Here is a 24,101-nt window from a genome sequence, read left to right as displayed (position 1 = left end):
CATAATGACGAATGAACAAAAAGCTATAAAAGCTACTTATTTTAGTATAGCTGGAAACACCTGCTTGGCCATTGTAAAAGGGCTGGCAGGTTTTTTTGGCAATTCTTATGCCTTAATTGCAGATGCAATTGAATCAACTACAGATATTTTTTCTTCTTGTTTGGTTTTATTCGGAATTAAATATTCTAATAAACCGGCCGATGAAAACCACCCTTATGGCCATGGCAGGGCAGAACCTTTAATTACCTTTTTGGTGGTAGGGTTTTTGATTACTTCGGCTACAATTATTGGTTATGAAAGTATTGCCAATATTCAGAATCCGCATAATTTGCCAAAATCGTGGACTTTATATATTTTAGGTGCCATCATAATCTGGAAAGAATATTCTTTTCGTCTGGTGATGAAACGCAGCAAGCAAACCAACAGTTCTTCTTTGGCTGCCGATGCATGGCACCATCGAAGTGATGCTATAACTTCTGTAGCAGCGTTTATCGGGATTTCGATTGCGCTAATTATGGGAAAAGGATACGAATCTGCAGATGACTGGGCGGCACTTTTTGCAGCATTTTTCATCTTATACAATAGTTACAAAATTTTCAGACCTGCACTGGGTGAAATAATGGATGAAAATTTAAATGATGATCTGGTCGAAGAGATCAGGATTAAATCATTAACCGTTGTGGGGATTTTAGGTACTGAAAAATGTTTTATCCGTAAAGCCGGAATGAAATATCATGTAGACCTTCATGCTATAGTATCAGCTAAAATTTCGGTAAAAGAAGGACACGATTTATCACACAAGTTACAAGATACCTTAAGGGAACAAATACCTGAATTAGGAAATATCTTGATTCATATAGAACCCGATGATTATCACTGATTTTTTAAGGTTCTAAGATGCTAAGATGATGAGGTGCTAAGATTTCTTAGTAAAGATAAAATCACAAAATCCGCTTATTCTAATAGAGTAAGCGGATTTTTTTATGGGTGTTTTCGCTGTAGGGAATGGGTTATCCAGTGTGTTTTTGTTTTTTTAAGAAAAAAGGATATCGTTTCTGTCCCTAACGAATTCCTGGGTAATGCGAAGATTTTAGGTTTTTTAAATTATTGTTTTGTATGTAATTGGTCAATTCAAGTAAGTATTAATTTTATGTAATCCTTATCAATATTAGGTTTCAGCTTATATGATCTCTTATTCGTGGGTATGACAAATTGCAGAGATTTTAAATTGATTTTTACATCTGCTAAAAGCTGTCAGATTTGCGTAAAAAAGTAGTATTAATTCAATACATTCAAAATCTTAATTCCAAACAGGATACCATTTTGTTCAATTCCTCCCTGATAAGAATGTACATAATCTAATCTGAACAATTTAAATTTCCCAAAACCTAAATTATCTAAACCAATAGTAAATTCAGTATAAGGCTTTCGATCCGGAATGGCCAAAGAATGGAAGCCAATATTCATAGTAGATTTTAAAAGATTCAATAACGGAATTTTATTCATAATAAATCCCGTATCGTTGTGTTCTAAATGCATTTCAAAATAACTGTCGTTTGTACTGTTGCTGTAATACGGCATTAAGTTGAATACATTCAGATAGCGATCACTTGTCCCGATATGAGTTTGATTTCCGTTAAAATGCCTGTAATCAATAAAAGATATATTCTCAGCATTAAAGAATTTTCCGGCTTTGAAATTCATACCTAATATTCCTTTATTACCTAGAGATAAATCGTAAAGAACAGAAGCGCCAATGCGTTCAAATTCATATTTTTTCTCACTTGCGGCAAATGCTTTTTCAAAAGTTAAAAACAGTGTTGGATATTTATCGTCTTTAAAATTATATCTTCCGTCAGGTCTTGAAATGTATTTGGTTCCAAAATTAATCTGGCCGGTTAAAGTGCTTTTAAATAAATGATGCTGATCAAATGCGGGTGTTATAAAGTCATTTGGTGCCAACGGGTTATTTGACGAGTATTGATCCTCTCTTTTAAAGAAGGAATAATCAGTACTGTTAAAAAGAGGTTTTCGTTGTTCGTAGCCTACTTTTGCGATCAACTTAACGCCATTTAAGATGTTTTGCGAATAATTAATCTGAGCAAATTCTAAATTATACAGTTTCATATAATTGTCTTTAAAAAACAAGGAACTTACAGAATTGATTAATTTACTTATTGGTTCAGCTGCATTAAACTGTGCTACTTTTGTTCCTCCCGATGCTCCGATTGTAGCATAATTTACATTGTTAAATTTGTGGGAAAATTGTCCAGTTGCCCTAAAACGCTCATCTGAAAAACCATAATTAAAAGTGGTACTGATAGCTGTTGTTTTTCCTTCCTCTTCATTGCCTTTTTTAAAGGAGAAGCCGGAATCAAGATTAAATCCCTGAACGGTATTGAAACTTAGTGAAGTAAGATTCAGTAAGCCCTTATAATCAAAGGAGTATTTTTCGAAAGTATTTTTATAATCATACCCCATTAAGACGTCTGTGATCCTGAATTTATTGTTTTTTGTGTCTAAAGAGTCGGTGTACTTCTTAGATTTCCTGATAGTTTGCAGGCTGTCTTTTTTAGTGTAATCGGTACTTTCTTCTATGGTTAAAGGAATTGGGCGAATTTCATTCCAGAATGCATCATCTTTTTTATTCGCATTGGCTTCAAAAGCCACAATTTCATTTCCAAAAGTTTTCTTTTCGAAAGAAGCTGGAAACTCATAATTAGAATACACGTAATTGAATTTTCCGGAAAATTTTATTCCAAAAACCCCGGCATTAAAATCCAGTGTCTGGGCATTTTTTGTCCAGATTTTGTTTTTTGTATTGTAACTAAAACTTTGATTTAGCTGCATTATTTCGGTAAACTCATTTTTCATGCGATAGCCTTTTATGTCTAAGTCTATGGCATAAATAGCAAAGCTGTCGTCTACAATATAAATGTAGCCTTCAAAAACAGGCTCTTTATCGCGTTTTGGAATTACTTTGATCTTGTTGATCTGGTGATTGTTTTCGTCGAAAAAAGTGCCTTCTAGTTTGTATTTGTAATAGCTGAAAGCATTATCTGCGATCGGAGAGATCAGTTTAATGTCGAAGTCCAGCGTATTGTCATAAAAATCATAAGTAGATAAAGAAGCCGTGTTGTAGCTGTATCCTTTATTGTTTCCTGAAATCTTAGAAGCAATAATCTTCTCCTTTAATTTGTTGGGTTTTTCAAAAGTAATTTTTGAAATGGTTTCGGACAAGTATAAAATTCCTGTCCCTGTAGAATCTAAATTTGAAGCCATATCGGCACCAAGGTCTACTTTTTTGCCAAGGATTTTTTTAGGTAAATCTTTAACTTTAAACATTCCTTTCGAATAGAAATCAGCTGTATATCTGCCCGTTTTATCGGAGTTGTCTTTTTTGTTTGCAATCGCACTTTTTATAATTGCGTTTGCAGGATTATTTTTTGGATCAATAACAACTTCATTTAAGGCAAAACTTTCTTCGGTCATTTTTACATCAAGGGTCGGTGTTTTGGAATCCGTTGAAACGGTTATCTTTTGTGTTTTAAATCCCAAATACTGAAAAATGATTTTGTTTTTGCCAACTTCTTTTACGTTAAGCTGGTATTTTCCCTGTTCGTTAGAAGTAGTTCCGCTATACGTGTTTTCTTCAAAGACAGAAACAAACGGCAAAGGATTGCCTTTTTCGTCGGTTATGGTGCCTTTTATTTGAGCAAAATTTGAAATCGAAAAAATTAAAAAGGCGAATACTATATAGTTTTTCATGAAAGTAGTTTCTCTCACAAAAATAGAATAAGTTAAAAACGAGCCTATTAAAAATTTGTTAAATTGTATGTCATGCTGAACAGAGTTGTTGGTTTTATTGTGTTGAAAATCTTCTGCTTCAGTTCAGGATTATCCTGTTTTACAGGAAAGACTGAATGGCTAATTCGTAGCTTTTGAGTCCAAAGCCCAGGATTACTCCTTTGGCATTTCCGGATAAATACGATTGATGCCTGAAACTTTCGCGAGCATAAGTATTTGAAATGTGTACTTCGATAACCGGAGTAGTTACGGCTTTCATGGCATCACCCAAGCCTATAGAGGTATGTGTATAAGCTCCTGCATTTAGAATAATTCCGTCAAATGTAAAACCACATTCCTGGATTTTGCCAATCAGTTCGCCTTCAATATTACTTTGGTAATAGGAAAGTTCGATATTTGAAAATTTTGCCTGCAACGTTTCAAAATAATCTTCAAAAGTTTGGCTTCCGTAAACTTCCGGTTCTCTTTTTCCTAAAAGATTCAAATTGGGTCCGTTGATAATGCAGATTTTCATATAATAATTTTGATTTATTTAATTGTAACGGGGTCTGTTTTATATTTTGCCAAAAACATTTCACAAGCATGTAAAAATAAAAAAACCGTTCTAATTAATAGAACGGTTTTTGTAAAAGTATGTGATATTATTTTTAGAACAAGAATCCGGCAGAGATTTGGAAAGTTGAATTCTTAACATCTGCGTTCTTAGATGCTTCTGTTAATCCTAAACCATAACGACCCTGAAGAAAAATGCTTTTCGTAAGTTTTACTCCTAATCCGGCATTAAGACCAAATTCAAAAGTTTCAGCATCTTTAACATCGAAATCATTTTTCTCGCTTAATAAAAATGAGGCTTGAGGACCAACTTCTACACTAAATGTATTATTTAAATAAAACTTAGCCATTACAGGAATAGACAAGTATCCTAATTTATTTTTAAACTCATCTACTGCATTTTTATAAGTTGCACCTTGTGTTGAGTATAAAAGCTCAGGTTGAATAGAGAATTTTTCAAGTAATTTTATTTCAGCAAGTACACCAACGTGGTAGCTTGTAATTCCGTCTTTATCAAATGCAACTCCGTTAAGACCAGCATCTCCGGTTTGGCTAGCAAAGTTAACCCCTGCTTTAACTCCAAATTGCACTAATTGTGCCTGAATCGTAGCTGAAGTTGCAATGAACAAAACAGCTGCTAAAATTATTTTTTTCATAAAAGTGTTTTTAAAATTTGGTATTTTTTAACGTTATCTATTAGTCAAAACTACATTTTTTTGATTTTATTGCTTTATATATTGGATTAAATAATTAATAAAATTTGCATTTGTTTTAGATTATTTTACCTTTTTTTTATTGTTTTAAATTTTAGTTTGTTGAATTTCAGTTGATTGTTTTTAATTAAATTCTGTCCTATTTTAATACTTTATAAACGTCTTGTGGAGTTTTATTTGTAGGTTAAGTTTTACTTTTGGTTTATGTAATTATAAAAATAAATCATGAGAAAAATTATTTTAACTGCTATTGCGGTGTTCGGTTTTACGTTTGCAAATGCACAAACAGGAGGATTTAGTAAAGGAGATGTTTTTATTTCAGGAGCCTTAACGGTAGGTTCTGTAAAAACTGGCGATGTTAAAACAAGTAGCTTTGAAATCGAGCCAAAAGCAGGGTATTTTGTAACTGAAAACATTGCTATTGGTGCTAAGTTAGGTTACGGAACTGTAAAAGACGTATCTGATGCTTTTACAGCGGGTGCTTTTGGTAGATATTATTTTACTCCGGTTTCTCAGTTTTCGGTATTTGGTCAGGCAGGTCTTGATTATACAAGCATAAAAGATAAAGTAACTGATACTAAATCTAATGAATTTGGCGTAAATGTAGGTCTGGGACTTAGCTATTTTTTGTCTAATCATTTTGCTATCGAAGCTACATGGGCCGGTTTAGGATATAGTGTAAATGATAACGGAGGTGACGGGGCCGATAAAACCAATTCTTTTGGCTTTGGTTCTGATTTAAGATCTGTGAACTTTGGAGTAGTTTACAAATTCTAAACTTTTTTTAGTTAGTTGTAAAAGGTCTTCCTCCTGGTGAGGAGGGCTTTTTATTGAGGAATACACATTCTTATTACTATTTTATTTGTTAAAATAAAAATTGATTTTTGTGAAGTAAATTTTTATATTTGACTATTAAATTTAACCAATACATTTAATATGAAAAGAATTATTTTAGCTGCTATTGCAGTAATGGCATTTGGATTTACAAATGCTCAGGAGACAAGATTTGGAGTAAAAGGAGGTCTTAATCTTACTTCTTTTGCCGGAGGAAATTATTATGATGCTAAATCTTTGGTAGGTTTTCAGGTTGGAGGTTTTGCAGAAATTAAAATTATAGAAAGATTAGCTATTCAGCCGGAGGTTTTGTTCTCTACTCAGGGTGCTAAATTTGATGGTGGTGTGGATGGTGATTTTGATAGTAAATTGAATTATATAAATGTACCGGTTTTAGCTAAATTTTATATTACAAAACAATTTACTGTTGAAGCTGGTCCACAAATAGGATTTTTAGTATCTGCTAAGCGTGATGGGAATGATGCTAAAGATGCGTATAAATCTATCGATACAGGTTTCAATTTTGGTGTTGGATATAACTTTACAGAAAATGTTGCTGTAGGGCTTCGTTATACTGTAGGTTTGGCCAACATTGGCGATTATGAAATTGATGATTTTGATCAATATTACGATAGTCCAAAAAATAGTGTTTTAGCGCTGACTTTAGCTTATAAATTCTAATATTTCCAACAAAATATTTTAAAACCTTCCTTAATACGGAAGGTTTTTTTATGCTCAAAAATGTTTTACTTTGTAAATATGAACTGGAACCGATATATAAAAGATTATCAATCGTATTTGCGAATCGAAAGAGGTTTGTCTAAAAATACTATTGAAAATTATAGTTTTGATATTGAGCGATTGTGCCTTTTTTTAGAAACCAGTCAAATTGAAGTTTCGCCTTTGAAAATTACAGATGAAACCGTACAGCAATTTATATATGCCGTTTCTAAAGAAGTAAATCCTCGTTCGCAGGCCCGCATCATATCTGGTTTAAAAAGCTTTTTTAATTATCTGGTTTTTGAAGATTACCGACTTGATAATCCACTGGAATTAATAGAAACGCCAAAAACAGGCAGGAAGTTGCCCGATACTTTGTCTGTTTCTGAAATTGATTCACTTATTGCTGCAATAGATTTGAGTTCAAATGAAGGAGAGCGTAATCGCGCCATGTTAGAAACTTTATACGGTTGCGGATTGCGGGTTTCAGAATTGGTTACTCTTAAAATATCAGATTTGTTCTTTGAGGAAGGCTTTATAAAAATTACAGGAAAAGGAAATAAAGAGCGTTTTGTTCCGATTGGAAAACTAACTCAAAAATACATGCAGATTTACCAAAAGGAAGTTCGGGTGAATTTAAATATTAAAAAAGGGCATGAAGATACTTTGTTTTTAAACCGCAGAGGGAATCAGCTTACGCGGGCGATGATATTTACCATTATTAAAGATTTGGCTGTAAAAATCAATTTAAGTAAGAATATTAGCCCACATACTTTGCGTCATTCCTTTGCTACTCATTTGCTTGAAAATGGTGCTGATTTAAGATCGATTCAGTTAATGTTAGGCCATGAATCAATAACAACCACTGAGATTTATGTACATCTGGATCGTAGTTTTTTAAAGGAAGTCATGCATTCCTTTCATCCAAGAAGATAATTTTTTGAGTGAGAAGTTATTTTTAAATCAAAAAATTAATATATTGTATAATATTTTGTAGTAATAAGGAATAAGGTTTTGAATTTGAGGTCTTTATTCTTTTTGGAATCAATTGTTGTTATAATTCAGTCTACATAAATAAGTGATATATGGTTTTTGATTTATATGGAAATGGAGATTGCTTAGAGGTAAATAACTTTTATAAAAAATTGTTTGCCGAAATGCCGGATTTACTATTTCAGTTTGTTATCGATTGCGATAATAATTATTCTTTTCCTCTGGTCAGTAAGTCAGCAGATGAAATTTTTGAACTTACAGCCGAAATGTTTTCTAATGATCCCAAGTTAATTATTTATGATAGAATTTTTCCGCAGGATCGGGATTTCTTTTTTCAGTCTTTGGTGAAGGCCCGTAAAGAGATTGAGCCCTGGGAAATTGAATTTAGAGCGGTTTTACCTGTAAAAGGACTTCGTTGGTTTAAGGTTTCTTCTAAAACAGAATTATCGGCAGATGGTTGCGTTAGCTTTTATGGTCATGTTTCTGATATTACCGAATTAAAAGATAAAGAAGAGAGATTACGTATTTCAGAAGAGCGATTTTAGTTTGCTCTTGAGGCTTCTACTGCCGGAATTTGGGATTGGGATATGGTCACCAATAATGTTTTTTATTCTTCTCTTTCATTAAAAATTTTAGAATTAGAATCAGCAGATATTTTTGACGATCCGGAGCGTTGGGATAAAATAGTGCATCCTGACGATCTTCCAAAATACTATTCGGATATACAGGAGCATTTTGATAATAAAATACCGTATTATGAAAATTACCATCGGGTAATGACTTCCAGTGGTAATTATAAATGGATTTTAGATCGTGGAAAAGTTATTAAAAGAGACGAAAATGGCAAGCCATTACGTGTTATTGGTACACATACGGATGTTTCGTTGCAAAAGGAAAAAGAGCTTGAGCTTTTAAAAACAATGAAATTATATAGTGATCAAAATAGCCGGTTGGTGAATTTTTCACATATTGTTTCTCATAATTTAAATACACAGGCAGGAAATATAAAATCAATTTTGGATTTTATAGATGCCGATGTTGAGAAGCAAACAGTAAATGAGATGTTAGAACATTTGCGAACGGTTTCGAATGATTTAAATGATACGATTTCAAATTTAACACAGATTGTTAAAACGCAAAGCAATATTAATATTGCGGTGATTCCTTTAAGTGTGTGTGAGTATATTGATAAAACGATTACGACCATTAAAGGATATAAAAAGCAAACTAATGTCACGATTATAAATAACGTTCCTAAGTATTTAAAAGTTAATTTTAATCCGGCTTATATGGAAAGTGTGTTGCTGAATTTTGCGACCAATGCGATAAAGTATGCACATCCCGACCGTGATCCGGTTATTATCTTTGATTTTGCAATTGAGCCTGAAGGCTATAAGTCATTAAAAATTACAGATAATGGTTTAGGAATCGATCTTAATGTTTATGGGGACTTATTGTTTGGAATGTATAAAACATTTCATAAGCATCAGGAAGCACGAGGGATTGGTTTGTATATTACCAGAAATCAAATTGAGGCGATGAAAGGGAGTATTTCGGTAGAAAGTGAAGTTGGAGTAGGTACAAGTTTTAAGATCGTTTTTAACGATGTTTAAACACTTTTTTAAAATAATATAAAACAAGAAAGGCTATCTGTTCAGATAGCCTTTCTTGTTTTTATCAAAAAGAGATTATTTAGCAATATTAACTGCTCTTGTTTCTCTGATTACAGTAACTTTTACCTGACCCGGATATGTCATTTCGGTTTGGATTTTTTGCGAAATCTCAAAAGACAGGTTCGCAGCATTATCATCAGAAACCTTTTCGCTTTCTACGATAACACGTAGTTCTCTACCAGCCTGAATCGCATAAGCATTTTTTACACCACTAAATCCGTAAGCCACTTCTTCAAGATCTTTTAGACGCTGAATGTATGAATCCAATACCTGACGTCTTGCGCCTGGTCTTGCACCTGAAATAGCATCACAAACCTGAACGATTGGAGATAATAATGATTTCATTTCGATCTCGTCGTGGTGAGCTCCAATAGCGTTGCAAACTTCTTCTTTTTCGCCATATTTCTCAGCCCATTGCATACCTAGCAATGCGTGAGGTAAGTCACTTTCGGTATCTGGTACTTTACCAATATCGTGAAGTAAACCTGCTCTTTTGGCCAATTTAACATTTAAGCCTAATTCAGCTGCCATGATACCACAAAGTTTAGAAACTTCTCTGGAGTGTTGCAATAAGTTTTGTCCGTAAGAAGAACGGTATTTCATTCTACCCACAACTTTAATTAATTCAGGGTGTAAGCCGTGAATTCCTAAGTCGATCACGGTACGTTTACCAACTTCGATAATTTCGTCGTCGATTTGTTTGGCTGTTTTAGCAACAACTTCTTCAATTCTGGCAGGGTGAATACGTCCGTCTGTTACTAATTTGTGTAATGACAAACGGGCAATTTCTCTACGAACCGGATCAAAACAAGAAAGTATAATAGCTTCCGGTGTGTCATCAACAATGATTTCTACTCCGGTTGCAGCTTCAAGTGCTCTAATGTTACGACCTTCACGGCCAATAATTCTACCTTTTACATCATCAGATTCAATATTGAAAACGGATACGCAATTTTCTACTGCTTCCTCAGTTCCCACTCTCTGGATGGTATTGATAATGATTTTCTTTGCTTCCTGTTGTGCTGTAAGTTTTGCCTCTTCAATGGTATCCTGAATATGAGACATTGCTTTACTTTTAGCTTCAGCTTTTAAACCTTCAACTAATTGTTCTTTTGCTTCTTCTGCAGAAAGTCCTGAGATTACTTCAAGTTGTTGTAATTGACTTTTGTGTAATTTGTCAACTTCAGCTTGTTTTTTATCTAAAACCTCAATTTTGTTATTGTATTCATTGGTCTTAGCTTCAAAATCATCATTTACTTTTTTAGCTTTTGATAATTCATTTGAAACCTGAGATTCTTTATCGCGTACTCTTTTTTCTACTTCAGCTACTTTTTTGTCTCTAGCTAAAATAACTTGTTCGTGCTCTGATTTTAATTCGATAAATTTTTCTTTTGCCTGAAGAATTTTATCTTTTTTAATGTTTTCTGCTTCTAAATTAGCATCTTTTAAAATGGAGGAGGCTTCTTTTTTTGCGTTTTTGATTAAATTAGAAATATTGCTTTTTTCGATAATTTTAGCGATTGCAAAACCTGCTGCAATCCCTACAATACCTGAAATAATGATCGTTATTATGTCCATGTTTGTTAAAATTTATATATAAAAAAAGCCTACATTAATTGCTTGAATAAACTCGTAAAGACAAGTTTTGAGCTAACTCACTGTTCAAGTTTCCAAGCCGAAGCATGGCATACTATAGTAGCGACGATTTGCTCATTCTAAATTGTTAGTGTTGAGTTTACCAATTGTGAACTAATGTAGGCAGTATCTTAGTTTCTGTAAAGAACGTTTAATTTTCGAGATATTGATCCAATAGCGAATTTAATCTTTTAATTCTTTCGATAGTTTCTTCGCCATCGATTGCGTTATCAATTTGTTTTTGTTCTACTTGTGATGCAAATTGCAAAGCACACATCGCCAGAACATCTTGTTTGTCACGAACTGCATAACTTTCTTCGAATTGCTTGATCATAGCATCAATTTTTTTTGAAGCACTTCTAAGTCCTTCTTCCTGAGTGGGGTCTACCGTTAACGGATAAACTCTGTCTGCAATTGATATTTTAATTCTTAGCTTTCCGTCCATGTCTTTCTAATCTGATAGTTGTGCTATACAGTAGTCAATTTCGCGAATTAATGAATTTATTTTAAGCTTTGTCTCTCTCTTGTTATTATCGCTGCCCAGCAACGAATTGGCTATTTTAAGTGTTTCATATTGCTTCTTCAAAGCCTCCATTTCTTCAGATTGTTTCTGGATAATTTGCACAGCTTTGGCTAGTTCTAATCGTAAAACCTGATTGTTTTTCTCTAAGCCTTTTGATTTCTCAAAAAGCTTTTCGACTTTATATTCAAGAGTATCAATTATTTCGGCAATTACACTCATTAATAAATCCTTTTCATTACTTAATCATACAAAGTTAGTATTCCTTTTTATTAATGCAATTTTTTATCGATTTTTTTGCATTAAAAATAGACAAATAAATGAAATTCAATCAATTGTATTTTTGTGGCTTTTTGCTCGGTTTTGGCTCCTTAATTTTTTATCTTAGCAAAAATGTTGCTTATGAGATTTTCATTACTTACCTTGTTTTTTTGTCATTTTGCTTTTGCTCAAACGCAATATCCTAAAAATGATTTTCGTCCGCCGCTGGATATTCCGATGCAACTTTCGGGCAATTTTGGGGAGTTACGGCCAAATCATTTTCATGCGGGCTTCGATTTAAAAACGAATCAGCGGGAAGGATTAAATGTTTATGCCATTGCAGACGGATACGTTTCGAGGATCAAAATTTCAACTTTTGGAAACGGAAAATGTATTTACATTACACATGCAAATGGATACACTTCAGTTTACGGGCACCTGCAAACTACTGTTGGAGAAATTCAGGAATATGTTAAGAAAAATCATTACAAAGAAAAGGCGTATGAAATTGAAATGTTCCCAAAACCCAATGAATTGCCTGTTACTAAAGGTCAGTTAATTGCATTGTCAGGAAATACTGGTTCTTCTGAGGGGCCGCATTTGCATTTTGAAATTCGTGATACAAAGACGGAGTTTGTTATTAATCCGATCTTTTTTGGATTTGATAAAAATATAAAAGACACCAAAAAGCCTACTATTTCCAGTGTTTATGTTTATCCATTGGGTAATTCTACAGTAAACCAGTCGAGACAACCTTTGTTGCTAAATGTTGCTTTGCAAAAAGACGGAACTTATCTGGCCAGCAAAGTAAAAGCAAATGGAAAATTTGGTTTTGGAATCTCAGCAGTTGATTATGATGATGTTTCGTTCAACAAAAATGGCGTTTTTAATGTTTCGACTTTTTTAAACGGAAATGAAAATTATAATTATCAGTTTAATACCTATTCATTTGATGAAATGCGTTTTGTAAATGCTTTAATTGACTATGGGAAATATAAAAAATCAGGTCAGCGCGTTCAAAAGCTTTTCATGAAAACACCTTATGCTTTAAGTATCATTAAAACCGATTCACTTCGCGGTATTATTCCGGTCGAACCAAATTTAGCTTCTACGTACAGGATTGAAGTTTCGGATTATTTCGGAAATTTAAGTGCTATAACGGTTCCAGTCGAATATGATGCTGCAACTCCCATTGTGGCTGCAGAACCGGTGATGTCAAAATATTTAATTAAAGTTAATAAAGATACTAATTTTGAAAAAGATAATATGTCTGTCTTTTTTCCTGCAGGAACTTTCTACGATGATTTTAATTTAAATTTTGATGTAAAGAACAACCGAATTTACATTCATGACGATACTGTTCCGGTTCATTCTAATTTTACGATTACAATTAAAGATGATTCTTATCCGGAAACGTTAAGAGATAAGCTTTTTATTGGACGAATTAGCGGAAACAGCAGCAGTTATAACGGTACAATCAGAAAAGGTGATGTTTTTACGGCTAAATCAAAAACATTGGGGCAATTTGGGATTGTTTTAGATACTGTCGCACCGGTTATAAAAATTACGAAGCCGGTGGAAGGAAAATGGATTAGTGACCAGAAAAAAGTAGAGTTTATAATAAGTGATGCTTCGTCGGGAATTAAATCGTACAATGGTTATTTAAACGGGAACTGGATTTTGTTTGAATATGAAAATAAAACTAAAAAAATCACACATACATTTGATGACAGCTTGTTGGCCGAAGGGGCAAATGATTTAAAAGTAGAAGTAATTGATAATGTAGGAAATTCTACTATCTTTGAAACTCATTTTTTTAGAAGCCAACAAAAATAAAACCCCAAACGTTTGAATCAGAATAAATTAATATTCGTTTTTCTTTTTTTATGGATTGCTTGTGTTTCATTTGCTCAAAATGCTCATGTTAAAGGTGTTATTTTGGATAATGAAAATCGTCCGGTTAGTAATGTAAATATTAGTTCAGCTAAAAATAATACGCAATCAGATTCGAATGGTTATTTTGAAATTGATATACTCTCTAATAAAAAAACATCCCTAATTTTTACCCATATTTCGTTAAAAATGATAAGCCTGACCGTTAGCTTAAAACCTAATGAAGTTTTTGTTTTTAATCCTGTAATGAGTAATTCTGAAGAGCAAATGGGAGAAGTCTTTGTTTCTTCCAAAAATAAAAAACGTGTTCAGGGAATTACAACCATTGATGTGGCTACGATTAAGAAAATCCCGGGAGCAAATGCCGGAATCGAAAATATTCTTAAAACTTTGCCAGGCGTAAATTCAAACAATGAACTGAGTACACAATATGCGGTAAGAGGTGGGAATTATGATGAAAACCTGGTTTATGTAAATGAAATTGAAGTATATCGCCCTTTTTTAATTCGGTCAGGCCAACAAGAAGGATTAAGTTTTACCAATACAGATCTGGTTCAGAATGTTGATTTTTCGGCAGGTGGATTTCAGGCTAAATTTGGGGATAAATTATCTTCGGTTTTAGATATTACCTATAGAAAACCAACTCAGTTTGGAGCTTCTCTGGAAGCGAGTTTACTTGGGGGAAGTGTTTCTGTTGATGCGGTTTCTAAAAATAAAAAATGGTCAGCAGTAACGGGAGTCCGTTACCGAAATAATAGTTTACTTGTGAATAGTCAGGATACGCAAACTAATTACACCCCAACTTTTGCCGATATTCAGACGAATATAAATTATGATATTTCTAAAAAATGGCAAGTGAGTTTTTTAGGTAATATTTCTCAAAATAAATATTTATACCAGCCTTTAACGCGCGAAACAAAATTTGGAACAATAGATCAGCCAATGGCGCTTGCAGTATATTATGAAGGGAAAGAAAGAGATCAGTACGATACTTATTTTGGTGCGCTAAAAACAACTTATAAAGTATCGCCAAGTCTGACTTTGAAATTCATAGGTTCATTATTTCATACTACAGAACAGGAGCATTTTGATATTTTAGCGCAATATCGTTTAGGAAGTGTTGGTGAAGATGAAACAACCCAGGTTGATTTTACACGCGGAATAGGGTCGCAATTGAGTCATGCCCGAAATGATTTAGATGCTTTAATTGCAAATGCTGAGATTAAAGGATTTAAAGAATGGAAAAATGATAGTCAACTGGAATTTGGTTTAAAATACACAAGAGAATCAATTCGTGACCGGATTGTAGAATGGGAGATGATTGATTCGGCCGGTTTTTCTATCAATCCGCCAGTAGTTGCTTTGCCTAAAAACAATCAGCCTTACGAACCGTATACAGGACCACTTTTACCTTATCAGGATGTTCGTGCTACAAATTACAACACTATTAACAGATTTTCGGGGTATGCACAATTTAATAAAAAATCAGAAATTGGGTCTAGTCAGATTTGGTATCATTTAGGAGCCCGTTTCCAAAGTTGGAATGTTTCCGGGGCTGCAGTCGAAGGAAAAAATCAAATCGTAGTTAGTCCGCGTGCGCAATTTGCCATAAAACCGGATTGGGATATGGATATGGTTTTCAGGCTTTCGGGAGGACTCTATCATCAACCGCCTTTTTATCGCGAACTTCGTGATTTAGACGGAGTAGTAAACCCGAATGTGAAAGCCCAGGAAGCGGTACATGTGGTGTTAAGCAATGATTATAATTTTAAAATATGGGATCGTCCTTTTAAATGGGTGACAGAACTGTATTATAAATCACTTTCAGATGTAAATGTGTATTCGATCGATAATGTGAGAATCCGATACCTCGCTAATAACAATGCTAAAGCCTATGCTCAGGGCCTTGATTTTAGATTGAATGGAGAATTTGTTCCCGGAACAGAATCCTGGATTAGTTTTGGATATCTAAAAACAGAAGAAAATTATGCTGATAAAGGATATATCGCCAGGCCAACTGATCAGCGGTTAAAATTCGCAATGTTGTTTCAGGATTATATGCCTAGTATACCGAGTGTGAAATTATATTTGAATTTAGTTTATAACACAGGTTTACCGGGTGGTGCTCCGGCATATTCTGATCCTTATTTATATCAAAGCAGACTGAATGATTATCGTAGGGCAGATGTTGGTTTTGCTAAAGTTTTTGTAGACAGTAGTACAAAGGTAGCTAAGGCAAACTGGCTGAGAAGTTTTAAAGAATTGTCTGTGGGAGTGGAGATTTTTAATCTTTTCAATAATCAAAACGCAATAACTAATACCTGGGTTCGTGATGTGTATTCTAAAAATCAATATGCAATTCCAAATTATATGACTTCCAGGGTTTTTAACTTAAAAATTAATGCGAGGTTATGATAGAAAGACGTGAAAAAAGAAAGAAAATTTTTTACGTTCCGGGAATGATTTCACTAATTTTAATTCCTTTCTTTTGTTTTTATCATTTTTATAAAGTTGATGCTTTTAAGGTTGAAAGTTGTTTTGGTATAAGTTTTCCGGATGCTATTCAGAAAAAAGGATTTTTAGCAATCAAAAGAAATTATCAGGTATTTAATCTAAATAGTACGGAGGATTTAGAGAGGCAAAAATTGAATGAACTTCAGCTTGCTTTAAGAAAAATAAAGCGAGAGAATGATACTGTAAATGCTATTAAGGTTCATTTGGGAACTAAAATGCGATACGAAGTTTATGTTAGGGTTTTAGAGATTTTTGCAATTGAAGGCATGCCTGTGTTTATTCAAAATGATAATGATTTTCTGGTTTTAATGATGCCAAAACCTAAATTCAAAAATGATTCCGGAAAAATTGTTTCTTTTAAATGTGGTTATTGGGAGGCCAATAAAGATTTTATTCTGGAAGAGGAAAGAAAAAGACAACTGGAATATAATCTTTCTCTATATAAAAAAAATTGGGTTCTGCTTTTGGCTTATTCCGGTCTTGTGTTTTTAAATATCTTCGCACTAGTAAAATTCAATAAAAATAGATAATACAATCAAAAATGCTATATTTGATATTCTAATATAATTTGCAGACATGAAAAATTCCTTAAAATATATAGCCTTAGTAATCATCGGAACATTAGTGAGTTGTAAAGATGAAGCACAGAAGCCAAAAGTGATTTATGATGCTTCAAATAAAGCAAATGTTGTTGCAAAAACAGATTCAACGCAGATTGAAGTGGCAGATTTGCCTATTCAGATGGAAGGAACCGGCTATTTGATTCATCCGGTTGGAGATTTACGCGTTTTTGAAAAAGGAACAAAAGCACGTTACGGCTCTTCGAGTGTGAACGATGTTAGTTTTACGATTTCTAATTTAGGGGAATATGAGATTACAGGTTATTTACAAAACCTGAAATTTCAAAAAGTAGATTCAGACTCTATTCGGCCTTTAACAGATAAACCGGCTTTGATTTTAACGGCTACATATTTGAAAACCATTGCAGATAAAACTAAAAATCAAATTATGGTTTATACTCTGGCAGATTCAGATACGAATAAAGATGGAAAGATTGATAGTAGTGATATTAAGACTTTGTATTTAAGTGATATTAGCGGAGAACATTTTACTAAGGTTTCTGAAGATTTTCAGGAGTTAGTAGACTGGAGTTTGATCGATTCTAAAAGCCGCCTGTATTTTAGAACAATAGAAGATACCAACCAAAACGGACAATTCGATAAAAACGATGTCCTGCACTATAATTACATTGATTTGACTTCTAAAAAATGGGAAGTGAAAAGTTATAAACCTATCTAAGTTTCTAAGGTTCTGAGGCCCTAAGTTTCTAAGTTTTTAAAATCTTGTAAATAAAAATGCCTGTTAGAAATTAAATGTAATTTTTAACAGGCTTTCTTATATCATAGCATTAAAAAAAAACTTAGCATCTTTCAAAGAATCTATATCAAAATATCACTTTCCAGATCCGATTTTTCAATTTCAAATCCAAAATCCAAACGCTCTACCAATTCAATTACCAGTTTTTTATACCAGTTTTCTGATTTTGGGTGAATGTATATTTTTTCGATTAATTGTTTAAGATCGACATTGATTTTTAAACCGTCATTTAATTTCAGATCACTTTTAGAAGTGTCGGTAATAATTCGTACTTCACGTTCATATTGAAAACTTTTGCGTTTAAATAGGAAAGGGAAGAATAAATCGTCAAACGGAATGTATTCTTTTTTGTAATCGATATAATTGACTTCGCCAATATACTGATCAAAATTGTTTTCGGGTTTTAATGCTTTTTGCAGTCTTCCAATAGTGGACTGAATGGCTAGTCCTTCACTGTTTTGTGTAAAAATTTGCCACATGGCAAAGGATTCGTATTCGTTAATATGCCAGCTGCTTACGGCTACTTGTTCCCGATGCGTTTTGTAATAATTTAAAAAGTCAGGATTATCAATCGCCAGTTTTTTAATTTCTTCGTAAGTAGGTTCGCTAAAAGTGCCTTCGTACTGATCTTCAAATTTATCAGAACGGGACATAAACAATTTTTTAGAAAGCAGTAAATCCAGAAATTTAGATAAATCTAAGTATTTCCAAACAATTGTATCCGGATCATCTGGAAGCTTTATGTTTGGATTGTTGAGATACATTTTTTTAAGTTTTAAAGATTAGTCTAAAAAAAAGCCACAAATTACACAGATTAAAATGATTTTATTTCGTAAAAAAAAGAATCTGGGTTAATCTGTGTAATCTGTGGCTAAAAGTAAATGCTTTTATTTAGGATTCAAAAGACTGCATGGTTACCAATTTGTTATAAGTACCATTATGTGCAATCAGTTCTTCATGAGTTCCTTTTTCGACGATTTTTCCTTTTTGCATTACAACAATTACATCTGCTTTCTGGATGGTTGAAAGACGGTGCGCAATGACAATAGAGGTTCTGTTCTGCATCATATTCTCCAGCGCAACCTGAACAAACTTTTCGCTTTCAGTATCTAATGCTGATGTCGCCTCATCCAAAATCATAATTGGAGGATTTTTCAATACGGCACGGGCAATCGATAAACGTTGTTTTTGGCCACCGGAAAGCTTGTTTCCACTATCTCCAATGTTAGTATAAATTCCTAAAGGTAATTCTTTTACGAATTCAAAAGCATTAGCAATTTTTAAAGCTTCAATAATTTCATCATCAGTCGCATCGAGTTTTCCTAATAAAATATTGGCTTTTATAGTATCGTTAAACAAGATGCTATCCTGAGTAACTAATCCCATCAGGCTTCTGAGTGATTGCAGGTTCATGTCCTTGATGTTCACTCCGTCAATCAAAATTGTTCCGTCGTTCACATCATAAAAACGAGTCAGCAGGTTTGCAATAGTACTTTTTCCACTTCCGGATTGTCCGACAAGTGCAACGGTCTGACCTTTTTTAATTTGAAGAGAGAAGTCTTTTAAAACGGTTTCGTCTTCGTATTTAAAGTTAATATTTTGAACGTTAATATTGTCATCAAAAGTTGTTTTTTCGACTGCATCAACTTTTGAGGTAATCGTGTTTTCCTGTTCTAAAATTTCAAGAACACGTTCAGCAGCCGCATTTCCTCTTTTTACTCCATAAGAAGCTTTAGATATTGCTTTTGCAGGCGTTAGGATATTATAAGCCAATCCCATATAGGCGATAAATGAAGGTCCGCTTAGAGTCTTGTCAATCAAAACCATTTGTCCTCCATACCACAATAGAATAGCAATAACAGTAATTCCCATAAACTCACTCGCAGGAGAAGCCAGGTTCTGACGATTACCTATCTTATTAGATAAATTGAAAAAACGTTCCGTTGAATTTTGAAAAACAGTATTGAAATAATTTTCAGAATTATATCCCTTTACGACTTTTAATCCACCTATAGTTTCTTCGATAGTAGATAAAAATGTGCCTTGTTCTTCTTGTGCTTTTGTTGATTGTTTTTTTAGTTGTTTTCCAATTAATGAAATAATGTAACCTGAAATTGGAATAAAAATAAAGACAAATAGCGTTAGTTTGGTGCTGATAATCAGCATTGTTGTTATGGTAAAAACTATCGTTAAAGGTTCTTTAACAATAAGTTCCAATATGGCTAGAAAGGAGTTTTGAACCTCATTCACATCAGCGGAAATTCTAGAAATAACATCTCCTTTTCTTTTCTCAGAATAGAAAGCTAAAGGAAGTTCCAGTGTTTTTTTATACATAGCATTTCGCATGTCTTTTAAAACACCATTTCGTAAAAAAGTGATAAAAAACATGGCTAAATAATCGGCTAAGTTTTTTAATAAAAAGATCGAGATGATGATCGCTACCATTATAGATAATATGTAGCCTGGGTCATGATTCCCTTTTGTCGTGGTGATGTAATAGCTCAAATAATCTTCTCCGTATTTCTGGAGTTTTAAAATCCCCTGATATACCGGTTTTATTTTTCTCGCCTTTGTTTGGTCAAATAATACCTGAAGCATTGGTATTAAGGCAACAAAAGAAAGTGTGCTGAAAAGCGCGTATAAAACATTAAAAAATATGTTTAAGAATGCGTATTTTTTATACGGATATATAAAAGGAACTATTTTTTTGAAAGTACTCATTTATTTGTAGATGTTGTTTTCTGCTATAGCAATGGCTCTTTCCAGCTTTTCTAGCAATAATTTTTTCTCTGGTAATTGGGTCAGGTAAGCTGAAACTTTGATTTGTTCATCGTTATCAAGCATTAAATAATTTATTTGTTCGGGAGATTTTTCACTGCACAAAATTAATCCAATTGGTTTGTTTTCGCCTTCTTTTTGTTCGTTTTTCTCTAACCAACGTAAATAAAGTTCCATTTGGCCTTTGTAGCCGGCTTTAAATTTTCCTAGTTTTAAGTCAATTGCAACCAATCGACGAAGACCGCGATGATAAAAAAGAAGGTCAATATAAAAATCCTCATCATCAATTGTTATTCTTTTTTGGCGGGCAAGAAAAGCAAATTCGCTGCCCATTTCAGTAATGAAATTTTGCAATTGGGCTAATATCGAACTTTCTAAGTCTTTCTCAGAATAGCTATCGTGTAATCCTAAAAAGTCTAAAATATAAGGATCTCTAAAAGTTAAATCAGGACTAATTTGTTTTTCGTTTTTTAATAGTGTTAAATCATTAACGATAGTCTGTTCAGGTTTTTTGCTAATAGCAGTTCTTTCAAAAAGCATACTTTCAATACGCTCTTGCAAAGTTCTGACACTCCATCTTTCATGAATACTCATCTGAATATAAAACTCACGTTTTATATTGTTTTCAAGGTAAATTAAAGTTCTAATGTGAGACCAGCTCAATTGTGCACACACTGTGTGCACAATTGTAAGGTCTTGAAATATAGAGTTTAACTTTATAAAACTGTGTAGGTTTCTTTTGTTAAAACCGGTTCCGTATCTTATAGAAAGCTCTTCGCTTAAATTTTTAATAAGCTGCTTTCCGTAATCGGCTCTGTCATTTTTTAGAATTTCGTCATTAATTGTTTTTCCGATTTTCCAATATAATAAGGTCAGTTCCTGATTAACTGTTTTAGCAACAAAATGACGGGTCTGATCTATTAATCCTATAATCGAATTTAATAGTTCAGGCTGATCATTTGTTTCAGGTTTGTCACTCATTCTTTAATTAGTTCAATTGCATTCCTGCAATAATATTTTGTATTTTTTCGTCTAAGAAACTTTCTGCAGCATCAAAATTTTGAACCGAATCTAATTCTGCATTAACGCTAATATAGAATTTAATTTTTGGTTCCGTTCCGCTTGGTCTTGCACAAATTTTAGAACCGTCTTCAGTATAATAAATCAATACATTGGATTTTGGAATATCCATTGCAGATTCTTCACCGGTCAATAAATTTAAAGCAATTGATGATTGGTAATCTTCGACCATAATTACTCTTTGTCCGCTAATCTCTTTTAAAGGATTTTCACGTAAATCAATCATCATCTGATTGATTTCCTGTAAACCTTCCATTCCTTTTTTAGTTAAGGAAACCAGGTATTCTTTATAAAAACCATTTTCAACATAAAGTTGTAAAAGTTCGTTGTAAACACTGCTTCCTGCTGCTTTTGCCTGAGCTGCAACTTCACAGATTAATAAAGTAGCTGCAACGGCATCTTTGTCTCTAACAGCGTCGCCAACCATAAAACCAAAGCTTTCTTCTCCGCCACCGATAAATTCGAGTTCAGGGAAATCCTTGATCATTTTAGCAATCCATTTAAAACCGGTCAAACCTACTTTACATTCTACGCCATAGCTTGTTGCTAATTCCATCATCATTGGAGTGGAGACAATTGTAGAGCCTACGAATTGTTTTCCGTTAATTTTACCGGCTTTTTTCCATTGTTTCAATAAGAAAGAAGTCATCAAAATCATCGTTTGATTTCCGTTAAGTAAAATCATTTTTCCGTCGTTGTTTCTAACCGCAACACCAAGACGGTCGCAATCAGGATCAGTTCCAACAACAATATCTGAATTGGTTTTATCTGCCAGGGCCAAAGCCATAGTCAAAGCTTCCGGTTCTTCCGGGTTTGGGGATTTTACTGTTGGGAAATCTCCGTCAGGAATAGCTTGCTCCGGTACAATATGTACATTTTTGTATCCTGCTTGTGTTAACGTATCAGGAATAGATTTTATAGATGTCCCGTGCAATGAAGTAAAAACGATTTGCAAATTGTCTTTGGCTTCAGCCGGAGTATTAAAACTTGCGTTTTCTATAGATGATTTTATAAAAGCTTTGTCAATTTCGGTATCGATATATTGAATAAGGCTTTCGTTGGCATTAAATTTAATTTTATCGTAATCTAAATGCTCAATTACATTAATAATTGCAGCGTCTTGCGGAGGTACAATTTGACCACCGTCTTCCCAATATACTTTGTATCCGTTATATTCAGGTGGATTGTGAGAAGCTGTTAATACAATTCCGCATTGGCACCCCAAATATTTAAGGGCAAAAGACAATTCCGGAGTTGGTCGTAAATCAGAGAATAAATAAACATGAATTCCGTTTGCCGAGAAAACATCGGCAACAAGTTTGGCTAAAGTATTACTGTTATGACGACAATCATAAGCAATAACGACTTTTAAGGGTTGATTAGGAAAAGCTTCATGTAAATAATCAGATAGCCCCTGAGTGTTTTTTCCAAGTGTGTATTTGTTGATTCTGTTGTTTCCAACCCCCATGACACCACGCATTCCGCCCGTTCCAAATTCCAGGTTTTTATAAAAACTTTCTTCAAGTTCTTTTGGCGATGTAGTCATTAATTCTTTAACCGCGGCTTGTGTTTCGTTGTCAAATGTAGGCGTCAGCCATTCGTTTACAGCATTTAAAATATTAGGTGCTATATTCATGTAAATGTCTTTTTAGTGTTTAAAATAAAGATAAGATTTTTTTAGGAGCTAATTCCTTACTTCCCGATAATTATCAGGATCTTATTTTTTTGTGGCTTTCGAATAATTACAGGAAAGCCACAAAAGGATGTCAGTGCCAACAGGCTATGGCTTTATGTTAGAAATTAACCTCTCGGGCTACTTTATAACGTGCTTCGTTGTTTTTAGTTCTTAGGATAATCTCACCAAGAAAACCGGCTAAGAATAATTGGGTTCCTAAAATCATAGTGGTTAAGGCAATAAAAAACCAGGGATTACTGGTGATTAAGCTGTATTTCATTCCGTTATACATATGGTATAATTTCGAAACGCCAATGTAACCGGCAAGTAAAAATCCAATAATAAACATTAGGGAACCCATTGCTCCAAATAAGTGCATCGGTCTTTTTCCAAATCGGGACAAAAACCAAATTGTAATCAGATCCAGGAAACCATTTATAAAACGTTCCATTCCAAATTTGGTTTCACCGTATTTGCGTGCCTGGTGAATAACTACTTTTTCGCCAATTTTATTAAAACCGGCATTTTTTGCCAAAACAGGAATGTATCGGTGCATTTCGCCCGAAACTTCTATGTTTTTTACCACGGTGTTTTTATATGCTTTTAATCCGCAGTTAAAATCATTCAATTCAACTCCTGAGGTTTTTCTTGCTGCCCAGTTAAAAAGTTTAGAAGGAAGGTTTTTTGCCACAACAGAGTCATAGCGTTTCTTTTTCCAGCCTGAAACCAAATCAAATTTCTGAGCCGTAATCATTTCATATAATCCGGGAATCTCATCCGGGCTGTCTTGTAAATCGGCATCCATTGTAATGATAACATCACCCTGGGCTTTTGCAAAACCAGCATGCAGAGCCTGAGATTTTCCAAAGTTTTTCATAAAGCGAATCCCTTTTACATGAGGGTTTTCGTTAGAAAAACTTTCAATGATATTCCAAGAATCATCTGTACTTCCATCATCTACAAAAATGATTTCATAAGAGTAATTGTTAGATTGCATCACTTTAATAATCCACGAATAGAGTTCTTTAAGTGATTCCTCCTCATTTAGAAGCGGTATAAGTATAGATAAATTCATT

21 protein-coding genes are annotated in these 24,101 nt (G+C 33.6%); 10 read left to right on the top strand and 11 right to left on the bottom strand.

Annotated features, from left to right (window positions below; translation table 11 throughout):
* The first annotated feature begins 4 nt into the window (after positions 1 to 4).
* Positions 5 to 880 (top strand): cation diffusion facilitator family transporter, encoded by an 876-nt coding sequence (locus tag ACHRWY_RS14395; RefSeq protein WP_395355545.1) that lies wholly within the window; start codon positions 5 to 7, stop codon positions 878 to 880.
* Positions 881 to 1,278: 398 nt separating this feature from the next.
* On the opposite strand, the gene ACHRWY_RS14390 is transcribed toward ACHRWY_RS14395, so the two are convergent.
* From ACHRWY_RS14390 to ACHRWY_RS14380, 3 genes are all read right to left on the bottom strand, one after another.
* Complete coding sequence (locus ACHRWY_RS14390; RefSeq protein WP_395355543.1) at positions 1,279 to 3,768, bottom strand: DUF5686 and carboxypeptidase regulatory-like domain-containing protein; 2,490 nt, start codon at positions 3,766 to 3,768, stop codon at positions 1,279 to 1,281.
* Positions 3,769 to 3,907: 139 nt separating this feature from the next.
* Positions 3,908 to 4,321, bottom strand: coding sequence for a type II 3-dehydroquinate dehydratase (gene aroQ / locus ACHRWY_RS14385; protein WP_395355541.1), 414 nt, complete (start codon positions 4,319 to 4,321; stop codon positions 3,908 to 3,910).
* 133 nt (positions 4,322 to 4,454) lie between these two features.
* Positions 4,455 to 5,015, bottom strand: coding sequence for a porin family protein (locus tag ACHRWY_RS14380; RefSeq protein ID WP_395355540.1), 561 nt, complete (start codon positions 5,013 to 5,015; stop codon positions 4,455 to 4,457).
* Positions 5,016 to 5,297: 282 nt separating this feature from the next.
* Here ACHRWY_RS14380 and ACHRWY_RS14375 point away from each other — a divergent pair, with 282 nt between their 5' ends.
* The 5 genes from ACHRWY_RS14375 (at position 5,298) to ACHRWY_RS14355 (ending at position 9,232) form a co-directional block, all read left to right on the top strand.
* A complete protein-coding gene (locus ACHRWY_RS14375) occupies positions 5,298 to 5,849 on the top strand; it encodes an outer membrane beta-barrel protein (protein ID WP_395355539.1) in 552 nt (183 codons plus the stop codon).
* 159 nt (positions 5,850 to 6,008) lie between these two features.
* Positions 6,009 to 6,587, top strand: a complete 579-nt coding sequence (locus ACHRWY_RS14370) for a porin family protein (RefSeq protein ID WP_395355537.1) — start codon at positions 6,009 to 6,011, stop codon at positions 6,585 to 6,587.
* 78 nt (positions 6,588 to 6,665) lie between these two features.
* Positions 6,666 to 7,562 carry a site-specific tyrosine recombinase XerD gene (gene xerD, locus ACHRWY_RS14365; RefSeq protein WP_395355751.1) on the top strand — a complete coding sequence of 299 codons (897 nt, stop codon included), beginning with the start codon at positions 6,666 to 6,668 and terminating at the stop codon, positions 7,560 to 7,562.
* Between the two features lie 149 nt (positions 7,563 to 7,711).
* The gene (locus ACHRWY_RS14360; RefSeq protein ID WP_395355536.1) at positions 7,712 to 8,164 is read left to right on the top strand and encodes a PAS domain-containing protein; all 453 of its coding nucleotides are present in this window, start codon (positions 7,712 to 7,714) and stop codon (positions 8,162 to 8,164) included.
* Between the two features lie 42 nt (positions 8,165 to 8,206).
* Complete coding sequence (locus ACHRWY_RS14355; RefSeq protein WP_395355534.1) at positions 8,207 to 9,232, top strand: PAS domain-containing protein; 1,026 nt, start codon at positions 8,207 to 8,209, stop codon at positions 9,230 to 9,232.
* A 75-nt stretch (positions 9,233 to 9,307) separates the two neighbouring features.
* Here ACHRWY_RS14355 and rny read toward each other — a convergent pair whose 3' ends face one another.
* The 3 genes from rny to ACHRWY_RS14340 all read right to left on the bottom strand — a co-directional run bounded on the left by rny (position 9,308) and on the right by ACHRWY_RS14340 (position 11,669).
* Positions 9,308 to 10,870, bottom strand: a complete 1,563-nt coding sequence (gene rny, locus ACHRWY_RS14350) for a ribonuclease Y (RefSeq protein WP_395355533.1) — start codon at positions 10,868 to 10,870, stop codon at positions 9,308 to 9,310.
* 208 nt (positions 10,871 to 11,078) lie between these two features.
* On the bottom strand, positions 11,079 to 11,372 hold the full coding sequence (locus tag ACHRWY_RS14345) for a cell division protein ZapA (protein ID WP_395355531.1): 294 nt from the start codon (positions 11,370 to 11,372) through the stop codon (positions 11,079 to 11,081).
* A 6-nt stretch (positions 11,373 to 11,378) separates the two neighbouring features.
* Positions 11,379 to 11,669, bottom strand: coding sequence for a hypothetical protein (locus ACHRWY_RS14340; protein WP_395355529.1), 291 nt, complete (start codon positions 11,667 to 11,669; stop codon positions 11,379 to 11,381).
* 180 nt (positions 11,670 to 11,849) lie between these two features.
* On the opposite strand from ACHRWY_RS14340, the gene ACHRWY_RS14335 reads away from it, so the two are divergent.
* From ACHRWY_RS14335 to ACHRWY_RS14320, 4 genes are read left to right on the top strand one after another with little or no spacing between them, the layout of a single operon-like run.
* Positions 11,850 to 13,544, top strand: a complete 1,695-nt coding sequence (locus ACHRWY_RS14335) for a M23 family metallopeptidase (protein WP_395355527.1) — start codon at positions 11,850 to 11,852, stop codon at positions 13,542 to 13,544.
* 12 nt (positions 13,545 to 13,556) lie between these two features.
* Complete coding sequence (locus ACHRWY_RS14330; protein WP_395355525.1) at positions 13,557 to 16,016, top strand: carboxypeptidase-like regulatory domain-containing protein; 2,460 nt, start codon at positions 13,557 to 13,559, stop codon at positions 16,014 to 16,016.
* Entirely contained in the window at positions 16,013 to 16,645 is a 633-nt protein-coding gene (locus ACHRWY_RS14325) for a hypothetical protein (RefSeq protein ID WP_395355524.1), read from the top strand. The genes ACHRWY_RS14330 and ACHRWY_RS14325 overlap by 4 nt, the downstream gene beginning before the upstream one ends.
* Before the next feature lie 46 nt (positions 16,646 to 16,691).
* The gene (locus tag ACHRWY_RS14320) at positions 16,692 to 17,414 is read left to right on the top strand and encodes a hypothetical protein (RefSeq protein ID WP_395355523.1); all 723 of its coding nucleotides are present in this window, start codon (positions 16,692 to 16,694) and stop codon (positions 17,412 to 17,414) included.
* 140 nt (positions 17,415 to 17,554) lie between these two features.
* Here ACHRWY_RS14320 and ACHRWY_RS14315 read toward each other — a convergent pair whose 3' ends face one another.
* The 5 genes from ACHRWY_RS14315 to ACHRWY_RS14295 form a co-directional block, all read right to left on the bottom strand.
* Complete coding sequence (locus tag ACHRWY_RS14315) at positions 17,555 to 18,256, bottom strand: DUF2971 domain-containing protein (RefSeq protein ID WP_395355522.1); 702 nt, start codon at positions 18,254 to 18,256, stop codon at positions 17,555 to 17,557.
* A 127-nt stretch (positions 18,257 to 18,383) separates the two neighbouring features.
* Positions 18,384 to 20,213 carry an ABC transporter ATP-binding protein gene (locus ACHRWY_RS14310; protein WP_395355520.1) on the bottom strand — a complete coding sequence of 610 codons (1,830 nt, stop codon included), beginning with the start codon at positions 20,211 to 20,213 and terminating at the stop codon, positions 18,384 to 18,386.
* Entirely contained in the window at positions 20,214 to 21,251 is a 1,038-nt protein-coding gene (locus tag ACHRWY_RS14305; RefSeq protein WP_395355518.1) for a YhcG family protein, read from the bottom strand.
* 7 nt (positions 21,252 to 21,258) lie between these two features.
* A complete protein-coding gene (locus ACHRWY_RS14300; RefSeq protein WP_395355516.1) occupies positions 21,259 to 22,986 on the bottom strand; it encodes a phospho-sugar mutase in 1,728 nt (575 codons plus the stop codon).
* Positions 22,987 to 23,143: 157 nt separating this feature from the next.
* A complete protein-coding gene (locus ACHRWY_RS14295) occupies positions 23,144 to 24,100 on the bottom strand; it encodes a glycosyltransferase family 2 protein (protein WP_395355514.1) in 957 nt (318 codons plus the stop codon).
* Position 24,101 lies beyond the last annotated feature (1 nt).

This window comes from Flavobacterium sp. FlaQc-48 (genome assembly GCF_044007335.1).
Taxonomy (GTDB): domain Bacteria; phylum Bacteroidota; class Bacteroidia; order Flavobacteriales; family Flavobacteriaceae; genus Flavobacterium.
Note: the sequence above shows the minus strand (reverse complement) of the source record. Positions and strands in the feature narration are given on the sequence as shown.